The organism is Pseudotabrizicola sp. 4114 (assembly GCF_031457365.1).
Lineage (GTDB): Bacteria > Pseudomonadota > Alphaproteobacteria > Rhodobacterales > Rhodobacteraceae > Pseudotabrizicola.
This window is the reverse complement of sequence record NZ_JAVDWP010000003.1, coordinates 64,547-78,698: the sequence shown is the minus strand read 5'-3', so window position 1 is coordinate 78,698 and position 14,152 is coordinate 64,547. Positions and strand designations below refer to the sequence as shown.

Genomic DNA, 14,152 nt, shown 5'->3' with positions numbered 1-14,152 from the left:
GCGCCCGGTCACGCCCTGTTGGGGGTCAATCGGCCAGAAGGGTCAGGCTGTTGGCATTCCAGCCCAGCCAGACCGGACCATCGGCCAGCTCACGGCCCCGGTCGGTGTCGGTATAGGCCTGAACCGTGGTCTCCCCCACCGCCACATCCAGCAGCATCCGGTGGCCCTTGAACAGCCGGTTCACCACCTGCCCCTGCACCGCATTGTCGGTGGCGGGACGGTCGCGCTGCACCTGAATGCGCTCGGGCCGCAGCGAGGCCGTGGCCGCGCCCCCGGACAGCGCCACCCTGCCGGGCGTCGATGTGGCGCGCAACTGATGGCCCTGCCAGTCAAACCCGGCATTGCCCTGATCCACGGCCAGCGCCCGCCCCGACAGCAGGTTGGTCTCACCGATGAACTCGGCGACAAAGCGGCTGGCGGGCTGGAAATACAGCTCTTCCGGGGTGCCGTCCTGTTCGATCCGGCCCTTGTTCATCACCACGATCCGGTCGGACATGGTCAGCGCCTCTTCCTGATCGTGGGTCACGAAGAAAAAGGTCTTGTTGGTCCGCCGCTGAATCGCCTTCAGCTCGACCTGAACCTGCGCCCGCAGCTTGGCATCGAGCGCGCCCAAGGGTTCATCCAGCAGCAACAGCGCCGGATCGGGGGCCAGCGCGCGGGCCAGAGCCACACGCTGCCGCTGCCCGCCCGAAAGCTGGTCGGGGCGGCGGTCGAGATAGGCGGTCAGTTCGAGGAACGAGGCCAGCTCTTCAATGCGGGCCTTGATTGCCGCCTCCCCCAGCCCCTTCAGTTCCAGCCCAAAGGCGATGTTGCGTCGCGCGGTCATGTTGGGAAACAGGGCATAGTCCTGAAAAACCATGTTCACATTGCGCTTGTTCGGCGGCAGGGCGGTCACGTCCTTGCCGTTCAGGATCACCCGTCCGGTGTCGGGCCTCTCGAACCCGCCCAGAATACGCAGTGTCGTGGACTTGCCGCAGCCTGACGGGCCAAGGAAGGTGACAAATTCACCGCTGCCAATGTTCAGGTTCATTTCGTGCAGCGCGGTAAAGCTGCCGAAGGATTTGGTTACGCCTTCGATCCTGACGATCGGGTCTTTCACATCAGTCATTTGCAGCCCTCTTGGACATTCCGCGCATCGACCGTTCGGCCCAGAGGCCAAGCAAAGCGGTGAGCACCAGAACGATTGTGGAAATTGCGTTGATCTCTGGCGACATGCCCGAGCGCAGTTTGGCAAAGATCAGCACCGGAAGCGTCGGCTCATAGCCGCCGAGGAAGAACGAGCGGACGAAGTCGTCAAAGCTGAGCAGCATGCAGAAGATGCCGCCGCCGATCATGGCAGGCGTCAGATAGGGCAGCGTCACCCGGAAAAAGGTGATGATCGGATCGGCCCCCAGATCGCGCGCCGCCTCGCCATAGCTTTTCGGCAGTGTCGAGAGCCGGGCCATCACCACCAGCACCACAAAGGGCACGTTGTGAATGGCATGCGACCAGATGATCGCCCACATCCCCGGCTCCATCCCCACCACGCGCGCCGCGATGCGAAAGGCGATGGCCGAGATGACACCGGGGATCACGGCGGGCAGCAGCGTCAGGCCCAGGATGATCGCCCGACCCCAGAACGAGCGCCCGGTCAGGGCCACGGCGATCCAGCTGCCCATGAACAGGGCAATTGCGGTCGAGACCAGGGCAATCACCAACGAGTACCCCATGGCATTCAGAACCTGAGTGTCCTGAAAGACGCCGATATACCAATCCAGCGTCAGCGACCGGATCGGAAATCCGATGAACTTGGAATCCTTGAACCCCATGATCATCATCAGGAACAAGGGCACCAGAAGATAAAGCACAAAGGCCCAGTAGATGCATTGCATCAGGATGCGCGTATTTCGTGTCATTTCTTCACCTTCGCGGCCAGATGCGCCATCAGTTGGGTAAAGGCCCCGGTGATGGCCAAAGCGCTGAGCAGCATGATCACGGCAAAAGCAGCGCCCACCGGCCACTGATCGCCCGCCACATGGAAGAACCCGGCAATCACCTCGGAAAACAGGGTTGTGCTCGGCCCGCCCAACAGAACCGGCGTGGCATAAACCCCGGTCGAGATCAGGAAGACCAGCGTGCAACCTGACGAGACCCCCTCCAACGACAGCGGCAGCGTGATGCGGCGGAACCGCGTCCACGGCCCGGCGCCAAGGTCGGCGGCGGCCTCGGAAAAGTTGGCGGGAATCTTTTCCAGCGCGGAGTAAAGCGGCATCAGCATATAAAGCGCGGTCAGATAGATGATCCCCGCACTCAGCGAAAAGCCGGTATACATGAAGGGGATCGGCCGTTCGGTCAGGCCAAGCCATTGCAGCGCAAGGTTCAGCGCACCGTTGTTGCCCAAGAGGATCATCATCGCAAAGATCCGCACCACCTCGCCCACCCAGAACGGGATCAGCAGCAGCATCAGGAACAGGATCTGGCGGTTGCGCGGCACATGCCGGGCCAGAAAATACGCCACCGGATACATGATGATCAGCGTGGTCAGCGTCAGCACCGTGGAAAACACCATTGTCCGGATGAATGGCGTGATGAAGATGCCTTCGGTAAAGAACTTGCCGTAATGCTCCAGCGTATAGCTCGGCACCTTGTTGGGGCTGGGCGGATAGTTGGTCAGCAGGCTGACATTCAGCATCTGCAGGATCGGCCCCAGATGGGTGACGAAAACCCAGATCACCGGAAGGATCAGCAGCACCAGAAACTGGCGGCGCGGTGAGGCGAACAGCACTTCGGTCAGGGCGGTATAGGGGCCAAAGCCGCTGAGCCGGCCCCAGAAACCTGGCCGGTCAGCCTTGCCGGACGTATTGGAAAGGGTCATGTGAAAAAGCCTTTCAGAGGCCCGACCGATCGGTCAGGCAGGGCTGCGAGAGAATGAGGCAGACTGCGGGCGGCGCAGGACAAGCGCCACCCGCGCTCTGATCAGGCGGCCTTGATCTGCTCGACCGCCGGATCCATCAGGCGGTATTTCAGATCATTCGCCTCGGCGCGGAAGAATTGCAGACCGGCCAGCTGTTCCTCGGGGAACGAGGTGGCCTTGCGCTCGATCTCGGTCAGATGCTGGTCCACATCCTTGAAGGTCGAGATAAAGCCCGAGCTGCGGCTGAGGTTCGCACCGATTTCCGGGCTGGACAGCAGCGCGTTCAGGAACAGATAGGCGTTGTCGGCATTCGGCGCGCCTTTGGCGATGTTCAGCGTATAGACAAAGCCATAGCTGCCCTCTTTCGGAATGGTCATCGCGACCGGGAAGCCATCGGTGATCAGCGTGGCAATCGGTCCGTTCCAGGCATGGGCCAGAACGATATCCTGATTGACGAACATCTGCTGCACTTCGGCGCCGCCGTCATAGTATTTGCGGACATGTGGCTTTTGCGCGATCAGGTAATCGCGGATTTCGGTCATGATCCGGGCGGCTTCGGCCTCGTCGTTCAGATACTCGATCATGTTGCCGTCATAGCCGCGCGCCAGCATCAGCACCGACATCATGTCCTGCAGGATATAAGCGGTCTGCTGACTGTATTTTTCGGCAAACAGCGTGTCCCATGTCAGCGCTTCCTCTGCGCTGACGACTTCGGTGTTATAGGCCAGCACCTCGGCCCCCGACAGGATCGGCGCGCCCCATTTCTGGTCCTTGATGGTGCCCCAGTCGCTTTCCGAAAACACCGGGTTGATGTTGCCCCAGTTGCTCAGCCGGCCGGTGTCCATCGGGGCCAGCAGGTCGGAGTCGATGAATTGCAGATAGCGGTGGCCGGCGACGGTCAGAATGTCGACGGTCGGGTTCGGCTGCTCTGCCGCCAGCAGGTTGAACTGCTTGCCCTGGTCATCCACCAGCCGGATGTTGACCTTGATCCCGGTCTCCGATTCAAACTGGGTCTTGAACGCGTCGGGCACAAAGTTGTTGTAGGTCCAGATGTTCACCTCGCCGCCGGTCTGCGCCATGCCGTGGCGCAGATAGGCCGGGCTGGCGAGCGCTGCGGCACCAAGCGCGGTGCCATGCAGAAAGCGGCGGCGGTTCATAAGAAGTCTGGTCATGGTCATATCCTCTTGTCTGTTGGGGTTGAGGTCGGATCGGCCTTGGTCTGGTTTACAACGGGTTCATGTGCCCGTCTTTTCGGTGGTGGGAAGCGTGCCATCGGTGCAGGCCTGCCGCAGCTGATCAAGGCTCAGCCGGTCCAGACCGATTTCGCTCAGCAAGGTATTCTCGGCCAGAAAATCGCGGCCATACATCGCCGAAAACAGCTCGACCCCGGACTGGTGCAGCACCGCCGGATGGCCCGCCAGCTTGCCAAGCGCTGCCGTGACGGCAAGGCCATAGGGCACGTCTTCGGTCACATAGCGGCTGTCGGCGGTCGCTGGCCCCTGCCCGCCGATGCCCTTGGCATGCAGTTCGGCGTTCATCTCGGCAATCGGGGCAATCGGCACGTGATAGGACAGGTGGTAATGTTCAAAGATCGTCCGCACCTTGAGGCCGAGGGCCGTGGCGATGGCCACGCGTTCGGCATCCAGCGCCTCCATCAGGCGGCCGACATTGGGGGTGACGTTGCCGCCCTGACTCCATGTCTCGCCATGTTCCATCCGGGTCATGTTGCACAGGGCGATGCCCATATGGTTCTGCGGGTTGAGGTTCGACAGCGCAATCGCCAGCACATCCTCACGCGGCACAAATCGGTCGCCGAACAGCGTCTGGCACAGCGCGAGCCCCGCATCCGACTGACTGACCGGCACGGTCGCCACGTCGATCTTTGAGCGGATGGTGTTGACCGAGACGGTTGCCAGATCCGGCTGGCGCGCGGTGGCCAGCGTGGTGCCCCAGACCGTGACCGGCAGGCGCACCCCGCGCTTTGCTACTTGCTGCAGCAGATACAGCGCCCCGAACGAGGCATGCGAGCTGATGATGACAGGCTGGCCATCGCGCAGATGCGGGGCGATGGCATCCAGCACGGTCTTGTGCCCATAGCCGGGCAACGCCACCAGAACCACGTCAGAGGCGGCGACAAGCTGCTGCGCCGATGCGGCAACGCCGGGATGAAGCGACCCTTCCAGCGCGCCCTTGGCCGTGAGTGCTTCGCCTGCGGCAAGCCGCGCGGTGCTATTGCCCGACGGAGACCACAGAATGGCGCGGTGGCCCGCATCTTCCAGACAGGCCGCGGTGGCAAAGGCCACCGCCCCGGCTCCGGCAATTCCCACTGTCAGCTTTTCGCGCGTCGCAGCCATGTCGTCCCCTTTATTGGTTGTCATCCGCTCTTGCGGACCGGATCACCCAGAATATGCATCAGCCGGTTTGCCCAGCTGAACAGCGCGGTCGACAGGATCAGATCAAGGATTTCCCCCTCATCCAGCCCCGCCTCGCGCAGTTTTGCCAACTCTTGCGCCGTCGCCTGTTGCGGCGTGCGCGCGAGCCGCATGCCGAAATCAAGTATGGCACGGTCACGCGGACCAAGATCGGCCTGCTCGCCCATGGCGAACAGCTTGTCGGTGACAGTCTTGTCTTTGGACAGCTGGGCATGGCGGTCGGCATGAACCGCCGCGCAATAGATGCAATGGTTGACGATCGACGCCGCCAAGGCCCCCAGCTCACGCTCGGCCCGGCTCAACCCGCCTTTGCCGTACATGATCGCGTTGAACAGCGGTGAGCGGACCTTGAGCGTTTCCACATCATGCGCCAGCACCAGCACATAATCGGACACTTTGGTGTTGGAGGGCGTCACCTGCAGGGCATCAAGCTGCTCTTGCGTCGCCTCGGCCAGTTTCACCGGGGTCACCCGGGGCCGCCACTCCGGCACGTTGCGGGTAAAGCGGCGGATGATTTCGTCACTCATTCTGCGGCCTCCACCAGAAGTCTCAAGCCCGCAATCAGGCGCAGCTGATAGGCCAGAAAGGCATTGAGCTCGGCCAGCCGCACGATATCGGCGTCGCTGACCCCGGCCGATTGCAGCGCGGTGACATCTTCGGCGACAATCTCTCGCGGGTTGGTGCTGACCGCATCGGTAAAGGTCAGCATGGCCTGCACTTGTGCATCATCAGCGGTGGTTCCCACGCTGGCCAAAGGGGCCAGAGCCGCGTCAGTGACGCCAGCCGCATAACGCGCGGCCTGTTCCGCTTCGCCATGCAAGGCGGCGATCCGGGCTGCCAAAGCGTGGCGCAGATCATGCGACAGCCCGCCCGGATCGGTGGGGGTCAGAACCGCAATCTCGGCGGCCTGCGTCTTCTCGAAGATGTCGCGGCGGTTCAGAACTTCAGTCTCGACCTGCGATCCGGGCTTTGGCCGGGCGCTGGAAAGGACGCTGCTGTGCAGAGTGTCTGTCATGATCCTGTCCCCCTTAACCCGCATGAACCGCAGCGGCGGCAGGAAGCGCGCTCGGCTGCCATTCATCGCCTTGAAGCTCCGGTGACGCATAGTCCTGCAGCGCCTGCCAGTGGTGCTCGATGTCTTCCAGATACAGCTTGCGCGCCATCTCGCGCCCCAGCCATTCACCGCCGACCGACACCGCCGGAATATCGCCGCTGGTCTTGCCCAGACTGACGGTGGAGCCGTAGTTGAAGCAATAGACGTTACGCAGCCAGTCTGACTGCCCCGCAGCCTTTTCGCGGAAGCTGAAATCGGGGTTCAGATAGGGGAACAGCCCCAGATCGCGCGATTCCTCGCCCGGTGGCGGTGTATAGACATCACGCCACAGTAGAATATCCTCTGCCGCCGCGCCGAATTCGGTGCGCGACAGCGGATCGACGGTGAATCCGGTGCCAAGGATCAGGAAATCCGTCTCCAGCCGCGTGCCGTCGGCAAAGCTGATCACCAGCCCCTGCCCGTCCTGTCGCACCGAGGAGACCGCCTTGCCAAAGTGGAAATAGGCGTTCGGATGGCGGCTGACCCGCAGGGTCGATCCGCGCGGCGGCGGGGTCTGGGTGGCAAAGGAGTAATTCATGAACCGCCAGCGCCATTCATCGCTCATCCCGGCAAAGCCGCAGGTAAAGCCGTAGCTGCCGATGCCCATGAACTTGTTGACGGTGGGCATTTTCGCACGGCGGATCAGGTGGCGCACCTCTGCCGCCCCCGCCTCCAGCGCCTCGGCGGCATTGTCCACCGCCGACGCCCCGACGCCTACCACTGCCACCCGCTTGCCCTTGAGCGCGGCAAAGTCGATCGGATCGGCGGAATGCGCCCAGAAGTCGCGGCTGACCCCGTGCACAAAAGCCGGGATCTGCGGAGCACCAGTGCCGTCGCGGCCCGTCGCCATCACCAGCTTGCGTGTCAGAACCGTGCCCTGCCCGGCCCCCGACAGATGCAGCCGCAGCAGCGCGCCCTCGGGCTCCACCCGGTCCAGCGCGACACCATTCTCGACCGGAATCCGCATGACCCGGCGATACCAGGACAGATACTGCATCCACATCGGGCGCGGGATCTTGTCGAGACTGTTCCACGCGTCTTGCCCGAACTGCGCCCGATACCAGGCCTGAAAGGTCAGCGCGGGCAAGCCCGAGGCAGGCCCTGTCAGCGTCTTGGGCGAACGCAAGGTCTCCATCCGGGCATAGGTGACCCATGGCCCCTCTTGCCCTTCGGGGTTGCGGTCGATGATGCGGACATTGCGGATACCCGCCTTCGACAAGGCAAGCCAGGCCACCAGCCCACACATCCCGCCGCCGACGATCACGGCATCGACCACGGGCGCGCCATCCTGCGCCGAGGGCGGAACCCAGTTGGCGGGCGGATAGCACAGATCTTCGAGATCCCGCGCCAACCGCTGTTCCAGCGCTTCCAATCCGTGCCCGTTCATCGCCAAACCTCCGAAAGATTACAGTTCCGGCGCGGGGCAGATGTCATCACGACCCCGCCCGGCGCAGCATCAATCTCTCTGGTGTCGGGATGTGCCGAAACATTCTCTGACCAGAGCAGTCCCACCAAGGGTGATTGACGTTGCTGTGCCATTCCGGCGAAATTCTCCGACATTACGGAATCAATGTCGCCATAACGGACATGTCTGTCAAGAAACCTTTATCAATATGTAACGATTTACTGCCCCACCGGCCCCGCACCCCCGGATCATGTCAAAGCGGCCTCAGGGACGGCTGAAAAAATGGCACTGGCAGGATCACACTGATACCGCCGCGACAGCGCGCTGGCTTCGTTCGAGACCGCTATGACGCTGTCCAGAATAGTCTTTACCTTATCCTCCGCCATCAGCGGTGACAAGTTCAGACGGACAAACCCGGGCTTTTCAATCTCTCGCCCGGACAAGATCGCCGTGCGCAACCGGGCCGATGCAGGCCGGTCGATGCCCAACAGCCGGTGCACATAAGGCCCGGCACAGGCACAACCGCCCCGGGCCTGAATGCCATAGCGGTCCGACAACAGCCGCGTGATCAACTGATGATGCACAAACCCGCCCTGCCCGTCTGCAATGCGAAAGGCGAAAATCGGCAGCCGGTCACGCCCGGTCGGACCCAGCAGGTCGATCCGGGGCTGGCCCCGCCAGGCGGCATGCGCCTTTTGCACCAGAACCGCGTTGCGCTCTGCCATACCCGCACGGCTGATGCAGTCCTTGACCAGAAACACCAGCGCGGCCCGCAGATCCCCGATCACATTCGGAGTTCCGGCCTCTTCACGCGCTTCAAGGTTCTGGCTGTAGTCATGCGTATCGGGGGACACAAACCGCACCGTGCCGCCCCCGGGCCAGCTGGGCCGGTCCGACACCACGGCATCGCGCCGCAGGATCAGCACACCCGAGGCCCCCGGCCCGCCGATGAACTTGTGCGGCGACAGAACCACCGCATCAATCCCCGCCCCCGGCGCGGGCGTCATGCTGATCGGCAGATAAGGTCCGCCGCCCGCATAATCCCAGACGATCCGCGCGCCCGCCGCACGGGCCTGCCGGGACAGCGCTGCCACATCGGCAATCTCGCCCGTGATATTGGACGCCGCCGAAAACGCGCAGATCACCCGCGCGCCTTTGGGGGCCGAGGCCAGAGCCTCTGCCAGTTCTGCGCGGTCCGGCCCACCGGCGGGGTCTTCGCCCAGCTCGATCACCTCTGCCCCGCTTTCGCGCCAGGGCAGCAGGTTGGAATGATGCTCGAACGGCCCCAGGATGACCCGCGCCCCCGGCCCCGCGCCCAAAAGCGCGACCAGACGGTTGATGCCCGCCGTGGCCCCTGATCCGCAAAAGATCACCGCATGCTCCGGCCCTGCGCCGCAGGCCTGCGCGATGACAGACCGTGCCGCCCGGCGCATCTGCGTCATCCGCGCGCCGCAGAACGAGGCTTCGGTGTGGCTGTTGGCGTAGAAGGGCAGCACGTGTTCCATGATGAACCCCTCTACCTGACGCAGGGCGCGGCCAGAGGCGGTGTAATCGGCATAGATCAGCGGTTTGGGGCCAAAGGGGCCGTCGATCAACGCACCCTCACCAATCAGTCCGGCGCGCAGGGCGGCGATGGGATCAGCCGCCTGCAACATGCCGCGAAAGGGGGAAAACGGATCAGCCTTGTCAGTCACGTCACGAAACTCCTTGTTCTGCATCAAGGATAGATCGAAGTCCCGCGATCAGATCGTCGTTTATTCTGCTGGATTTACGCTATTTCAGATCATATGATCGGAAAAATGAAAAATCTTGATGTATTTGATCTTCGCATCCTGACAGCTGTGCAGCGCGATTCATCGCTGTCGCAGCGCCAGATTGCCGATCTGGTCGGCATGTCGCAAAATGCCTGCTGGCGGCGGATGCAGGCGTTGCAGGCCGAGGGGATTCTGGCCGGGTCACAGGCCCGGGTCGATCTGGCCGCGCTGGGGCTGGATCTGACAATCTTTGTGATGATCCGCACCCGCCACCATTCGCGCGACTGGGTGGACCGCTTTTCGCGCCATGTGCAGGGCCTGCCGGAAGTGATCGACTTCAACCGGATCGGCGGGGAATGGGATTATCTGCTCAAGGTGGTCACCCCCGGCATGGCCGGATATGACCGTTTTTATCAGCGCCTGATCGACGGGTTCGAGTTTGACAAAGTGACCGGGTTGTTCTCGATGGAGCGGATTCTGGAAAACCGCCCCGCCGATCTGAACCGGCTGTTGTAGCAGTTCAGCCCCAGTCCAGCACGACCTTGCCGCTGGACCCGGCCCGCATCACCTCGAACCCGTCGCGGAACTGGTCGACGGGAAAGCGGTGGGTGATGACGCGGCGGATATCCAGACCGTTTTCCAGCATGGCGATCATCTTGTACCAGGTCTCGAATATCTCGCGCCCGTAGACGCCTTTCAGCGTGATGGCCTTGAATACGATCCGGCTCCAGTCCACCGGGGATTTGCCGGGGGGGATACCCAGCATGGCGATGCGTCCGCCCATCACCAGATTTTCGATCATCTGATCCAGCGCCGCCTGATTGCCCGACATTTCCATGCCGACATCAAAGCCCTGCTTCATCTTGAGCCGCGCCTCAACCTCGCGCAGATCCTGCGTCAGCACGTTGACCGGCACCACATCGGCCACCTGTGCCGCCAAGTCGAGGCGGTCCTGATTGACATCGGTGATCACCACATGGCGCGCACCGACATGCCGGGCGACGGCCGCGGCCATGATCCCGATTGGCCCGGCACCGGTGATCAGCACGTCTTCGCCCACCAGATCAAACGACAGCGCGGTGTGCACCGCATTGCCCAACGGGTCCAGAATGGCGCCGATATCGTCGTCAATCTCATCGGGCAGCGGCACCACGTTGAAGGCGGGGAGCGACAGGTATTGCGCAAACGCCCCCTGTTCATTCACCCCGATGCCGCGGGTGGCCGGGTCCAGATGGAACTTGCCCGCGCGGGACTGGCGCGACTGGTTGGAAATCAGATGCCCCTCGCCCGAACAGCGCTGCCCGATGGCAAGGCCGGTGACATTGCGGCCCAGTTCCACAATCTCGCCTGCAAACTCATGCCCCGTGACCAGCCCCAGCGGCACGGTGCGCGCGGCCCAGTCATCCCAGTTCCAGATGTGAATGTCGGTGCCGCAGATGCCGGTCTTGCGGATGCGGATCAGCACGTCATCGGGGCCGATCTCGGGCACCGGGCGGTACTCCATCCACAATCCGACCTCAGCCTTGGTCTTGGCCAGTGCCTTCATGTCATTGTGCATCAGATCACCCCCGCAGCTTTGCCAGCGGCGCGGAACTGGTCCAGCGCAAAATCCAGATCGGCGCGGGTCAGTTGCGCATTCATCTGGGTCCGGATCCGGGCCTGCCCCTTTGGCACCACCGGAAAGAAGAAACCCGACACAAACACGCCCCGGTCGTAAAGCTCACGGGCCATGGCCTGCGCCAGCGGTGCCTCGCCGGTCATCACCGGAATGATCGGGTGTTCGCCCGGCAGCAGGGTGAACCCGGCGTCCGCCAAGCCCGCCCGCCAGTAGCGGGCATTGTCAAACAAGCGGGTGCGCAGATCATCCGCCGCCTCGACCATGTCGAGCGCGGCCAGACCGGCGGCGACGATCATGGGCGGCAGCGCGTTGGAAAACAGATAGGGCCGTGCCCGCTGGCGCAACAGGTCGATCACCGCTTGCGGCCCGGCGATGTAGCCGCCCAGCGCCCCGCCCAGCGCCTTGCCCAGTGTCCCGGTCAGAATATCCACCGACACCCCATGATGCGCCGGCGTGCCCCGGCCCTGCGGCCCCATGAAGCCGGTGGCGTGGCAATCATCCACCATGGTCAGCGCGCCATATTTTTCGGCCAGAGCAGTGATTTCGGGCAATTTGGCCAGATACCCGTCCATCGAGAACACGCCATCAGTGGCGATCAGGATATGGCGCGCGCCATCCGCGCAGGCGGCCTGCAGCTGCGCCTCCAGATCCGCCATGTCGGAATTGGCGTAGCGATAGCGCTTTGCCTTGCACAGGCGGATGCCGTCGATGATCGAGGCATGGTTCAGCGCGTCCGAGATCACCGCATCTTCGGGCCCCAGCAGCGGCTCGAACAGCCCGCCATTGGCATCAAAACAGGCGGCGAACAGGATGGAATCGTCCATCCCCAGAAACTGCGCGATCCGCTGCTCCAGCTGGCGGTGCATATCCTGCGTGCCGCAGATGAACCGGACCGAGGCCATGCCAAAACCTTGCGCATCCAGCGCCCGATGCGCCGCTGCGATCAGCGCCGGATCATTGGCCAGACCCAGGTAATTGTTGGCACACAGGTTCAATAGCGGCGTTCCGTTCACTATGACATGCGCCGATTGGGGCGAGGAGATCAGGCGTTCGCGCTTGAACAGCCCTGCGGCTTCGATCTCGGTCAGGGTGTGTTCCAGATGATCGAGGAAATCTGTGCGCGACATCGGTTTCTCCTGTTCTATGATGCCATCGTAGGCGCAAGCTCCTCCGACCGTCAATATAAAAGAATAAAGTCCGTTATCACAGATATTGCGCCGTCGGGCCTAGCCGAGGGCGGCACCAGCAAGGCAGTCAGTCCCAGCCGACCCGCACCTTCTGAAGCCGAAGCCTGCGCGCAGCACCGAGCGTTGGTGTCATTTTACCGGGGGTTTTCGCGGCTTGGTTCCGGTGCCTGCTGCGCGCAGGGCATCCAGCGCGTCACCCAATGCAATCGCCGCATCCCGCAGATTTTGCGGAACCGGCTCGGTCCTTGCCCCCATCTGCATCGCCCGAATTGATTTATGCAGACCGTCCGGCTCTGCCTGAGCCTTGTCCGAAGGAAACGTTTGCTTGTCACACATCGCCTCTCCTCTCGCCGCAGGCTCCGGGCACCTGAATGGGAGCGCAGGTATACCCCTGATCAATCCGGAAACCGGCGGCACCTGTCGCGGTGGGCAGAGCGGGGGCAGCGTGACCGCAGCCACCCTCCCCCGTCATACAGGACTTCCCATCCGCACAGCCTGCCCTACAGGATCGGCTTGCCACCGGTAACGGCGATGGTCGCGCCCGAAACATAGCTCGACATGGGCTCCGCCAGCATCACATAGGCCGACGCCAGCTCGACCGGCTGTGCCGGACGCTTCATCGGGTAGTTTTGTCCGAACTCTACAACCGTCTTGCCCGGCATGCTGGCCGGGATCAGCGGGGTCCAGACCGGGCCGGGGGCCACGCAGTTCACCCGGATATCCTTTTCGGCCAGCATCTGGGCCAGCCCGGCGCTGAAATTCTGGATCGCGCCCTTGGTCGTGGCATAGGCCAGAAGACCGGGGTTCGGCATGTCGGCATTGACCGAGGCGGTATTGATGATCGACGCGCCGGGCTGCATATGCGGCACCGCCGCTTTGGACAGATAGAACATGGCGTGAATGTTGATCGCAAAGGTCCGCTCCCATTCCTCGTCGGGAATGTCAGCCAGCGCATCGAACATCCGCTGATGGGCCGCGTTGTTCACCAAGATGTCGATCCGGCCAAAACAACTGACCGCCGCCTCCACCAGCTCGCGGCAGTGGCCGGCATCAGAGATATCGCCGGGGAGTTGCAGGCATTGGCGGCCGCAATCCTTGATGATCCGGGCGGTGTCTTCGGCATCTTCGGTCTCGTCCAGATAGGACAAGGCAATGTCCGCCCCTTCGCGGGCATAGGCGATGGCAACTGCGCGCCCGATCCCGCTGTCGCCGCCGGTGATCAGTGCAACCATGCCGTTCAACCGGCCAGCGCCGCGCCAGCTTTGCTCGCCATGGTCTGGGCGCGGGTCCATTTTCAGGAAACTGCCGGGCAGGGTCTGGGTCTGTTCGGGAAAGGGCGGCTTGGGATAGTCAGGCTGAGCGGGACGGCGCGATTGCATGTCACGCGCCTGTTCCTGCGCCTGCGGATCACGCAGATCCGGCCCGGCTTGCGTCTGATCTTGTGGCGGATCGTTTATCTCTTTCAACGGCTGATCATCGCGCTGATCCGGCACCCGGCGGTCTGGCCGTGTGTCCGGCGCCTCCGGAGTGTCTGGGGTTTGGGCTGGCGTGCCATGTGGCGTCTCGATCGGGCTCATGATGATGTCCTCGCGTTACTGCTGTCCCCTTAACTGCCGATCTGCCCGCTTGTTCCCATATTGCCCCCATCCCCCGGCTATCTCTTGGAAAAGACAGCCTTTGGGAACAAACCTCGCGGTTGCGTGTTGATGCTGTGATGAACCGTGTCAGGCGCAGCCTGATGCGGTCATGACACAACATTCAGGAGCATCC

Annotated in this window: 14 protein-coding genes; 1 reads left to right on the top strand and 13 read right to left on the bottom strand. The window is 62.9% G+C overall.

Features of this window, described 5'->3' with window-relative positions; all coding sequences use genetic code 11:
• Nucleotides 1-25: 25 nt before the first annotated feature.
• The 9 genes from J2X53_RS07810 to J2X53_RS07770 all read right to left on the bottom strand — a co-directional run bounded on the left by J2X53_RS07810 (nucleotide 26) and on the right by J2X53_RS07770 (nucleotide 9,478).
• Entirely contained in the window at nucleotides 26-1,108 is a 1,083-nt protein-coding gene (locus J2X53_RS07810; protein WP_349036929.1) for an ABC transporter ATP-binding protein, read from the bottom strand.
• Nucleotides 1,101-1,895, bottom strand: coding sequence for an ABC transporter permease (locus J2X53_RS07805; RefSeq protein WP_349036928.1), 795 nt, complete (start codon nucleotides 1,893-1,895; stop codon nucleotides 1,101-1,103). Before J2X53_RS07805 ends, J2X53_RS07810 begins: the two co-directional genes overlap by 8 nt.
• Nucleotides 1,892-2,854 carry an ABC transporter permease gene (locus J2X53_RS07800; protein WP_349036927.1) on the bottom strand — a complete coding sequence of 321 codons (963 nt, stop codon included), beginning with the start codon at nucleotides 2,852-2,854 and terminating at the stop codon, nucleotides 1,892-1,894. Before J2X53_RS07800 ends, J2X53_RS07805 begins: the two co-directional genes overlap by 4 nt.
• Before the next feature lie 101 nt (nucleotides 2,855-2,955).
• Entirely contained in the window at nucleotides 2,956-4,065 is a 1,110-nt protein-coding gene (locus J2X53_RS07795) for an extracellular solute-binding protein (protein ID WP_349036926.1), read from the bottom strand.
• A gap of 63 nt (nucleotides 4,066-4,128) precedes the next feature.
• The gene (locus J2X53_RS07790) at nucleotides 4,129-5,247 is read right to left on the bottom strand and encodes an NAD/NADP octopine/nopaline dehydrogenase family protein (protein WP_349036925.1); all 1,119 of its coding nucleotides are present in this window, start codon (nucleotides 5,245-5,247) and stop codon (nucleotides 4,129-4,131) included.
• 20 nt (nucleotides 5,248-5,267) lie between these two features.
• Nucleotides 5,268-5,852, bottom strand: a complete 585-nt coding sequence (locus J2X53_RS07785) for a peroxidase-related enzyme (RefSeq protein ID WP_349036924.1) — start codon at nucleotides 5,850-5,852, stop codon at nucleotides 5,268-5,270.
• Nucleotides 5,849-6,340 carry a hypothetical protein gene (locus J2X53_RS07780; RefSeq protein WP_349036923.1) on the bottom strand — a complete coding sequence of 164 codons (492 nt, stop codon included), beginning with the start codon at nucleotides 6,338-6,340 and terminating at the stop codon, nucleotides 5,849-5,851. Before J2X53_RS07780 ends, J2X53_RS07785 begins: the two co-directional genes overlap by 4 nt.
• 13 nt (nucleotides 6,341-6,353) lie before the next feature.
• Nucleotides 6,354-7,805: an NAD(P)/FAD-dependent oxidoreductase gene (locus J2X53_RS07775; protein WP_349036922.1), complete on the bottom strand. Its 1,452-nt coding sequence runs from the start codon at nucleotides 7,803-7,805 to the stop codon at nucleotides 6,354-6,356.
• Nucleotides 7,806-8,071: 266 nt separating this feature from the next.
• Nucleotides 8,072-9,478: an aminotransferase class V-fold PLP-dependent enzyme gene (locus tag J2X53_RS07770; protein ID WP_349037367.1), complete on the bottom strand. Its 1,407-nt coding sequence runs from the start codon at nucleotides 9,476-9,478 to the stop codon at nucleotides 8,072-8,074.
• Between the two features lie 144 nt (nucleotides 9,479-9,622).
• On the opposite strand from J2X53_RS07770, the gene J2X53_RS07765 reads away from it, so the two are divergent.
• A complete protein-coding gene (locus J2X53_RS07765; protein WP_349036921.1) occupies nucleotides 9,623-10,093 on the top strand; it encodes an Lrp/AsnC family transcriptional regulator in 471 nt (156 codons plus the stop codon).
• A gap of 4 nt (nucleotides 10,094-10,097) precedes the next feature.
• Here J2X53_RS07765 and tdh read toward each other — a convergent pair whose 3' ends face one another.
• From tdh to J2X53_RS07745, 4 genes are all read right to left on the bottom strand, one after another.
• Nucleotides 10,098-11,123: an L-threonine 3-dehydrogenase gene (gene tdh, locus J2X53_RS07760; protein WP_349037366.1), complete on the bottom strand. Its 1,026-nt coding sequence runs from the start codon at nucleotides 11,121-11,123 to the stop codon at nucleotides 10,098-10,100.
• A gap of 11 nt (nucleotides 11,124-11,134) precedes the next feature.
• Complete coding sequence (locus tag J2X53_RS07755) at nucleotides 11,135-12,322, bottom strand: glycine C-acetyltransferase (RefSeq protein ID WP_349036920.1); 1,188 nt, start codon at nucleotides 12,320-12,322, stop codon at nucleotides 11,135-11,137.
• A 189-nt stretch (nucleotides 12,323-12,511) separates the two neighbouring features.
• Nucleotides 12,512-12,718 (bottom strand): hypothetical protein, encoded by a 207-nt coding sequence (locus tag J2X53_RS07750; protein ID WP_349036919.1) that lies wholly within the window; start codon nucleotides 12,716-12,718, stop codon nucleotides 12,512-12,514.
• A gap of 164 nt (nucleotides 12,719-12,882) precedes the next feature.
• Complete coding sequence (locus J2X53_RS07745; RefSeq protein ID WP_349037365.1) at nucleotides 12,883-13,761, bottom strand: SDR family oxidoreductase; 879 nt, start codon at nucleotides 13,759-13,761, stop codon at nucleotides 12,883-12,885.
• Nucleotides 13,762-14,152 lie beyond the last annotated feature (391 nt).

Coding starts and splice junctions, on each gene's coding strand:
- J2X53_RS07770 (WP_349037367.1), bottom strand. CDS start 9,478: ATGTTGCAGGCGGCTGATCCCATCGCCGCCCTGCGCGCCGGACTGATT.
- J2X53_RS07785 (WP_349036924.1), bottom strand. CDS start 5,852: ATGAGTGACGAAATCATCCGCCGCTTTACCCGCAACGTGCCGGAGTGG.
- J2X53_RS07795 (WP_349036926.1), bottom strand. CDS start 4,065: ATGACCAGACTTCTTATGAACCGCCGCCGCTTTCTGCATGGCACCGCG.
- J2X53_RS07790 (WP_349036925.1), bottom strand. CDS start 5,247: ATGGCTGCGACGCGCGAAAAGCTGACAGTGGGAATTGCCGGAGCCGGG.
- J2X53_RS07780 (WP_349036923.1), bottom strand. CDS start 6,340: ATGACAGACACTCTGCACAGCAGCGTCCTTTCCAGCGCCCGGCCAAAG.
- J2X53_RS07800 (WP_349036927.1), bottom strand. CDS start 2,854: ATGACCCTTTCCAATACGTCCGGCAAGGCTGACCGGCCAGGTTTCTGG.
- J2X53_RS07775 (WP_349036922.1), bottom strand. CDS start 7,805: ATGAACGGGCACGGATTGGAAGCGCTGGAACAGCGGTTGGCGCGGGAT.
- J2X53_RS07755 (WP_349036920.1), bottom strand. CDS start 12,322: ATGTCGCGCACAGATTTCCTCGATCATCTGGAACACACCCTGACCGAG.
- J2X53_RS07745 (WP_349037365.1), bottom strand. CDS start 13,761: ATGCAATCGCGCCGTCCCGCTCAGCCTGACTATCCCAAGCCGCCCTTT.
- tdh (WP_349037366.1), bottom strand. CDS start 11,123: ATGAAGGCACTGGCCAAGACCAAGGCTGAGGTCGGATTGTGGATGGAG.
- J2X53_RS07810 (WP_349036929.1), bottom strand. CDS start 1,108: ATGACTGATGTGAAAGACCCGATCGTCAGGATCGAAGGCGTAACCAAA.
- J2X53_RS07765 (WP_349036921.1), top strand. CDS start 9,623: ATGAAAAATCTTGATGTATTTGATCTTCGCATCCTGACAGCTGTGCAG.
- J2X53_RS07750 (WP_349036919.1), bottom strand. CDS start 12,718: ATGTGTGACAAGCAAACGTTTCCTTCGGACAAGGCTCAGGCAGAGCCG.
- J2X53_RS07805 (WP_349036928.1), bottom strand. CDS start 1,895: ATGACACGAAATACGCGCATCCTGATGCAATGCATCTACTGGGCCTTT.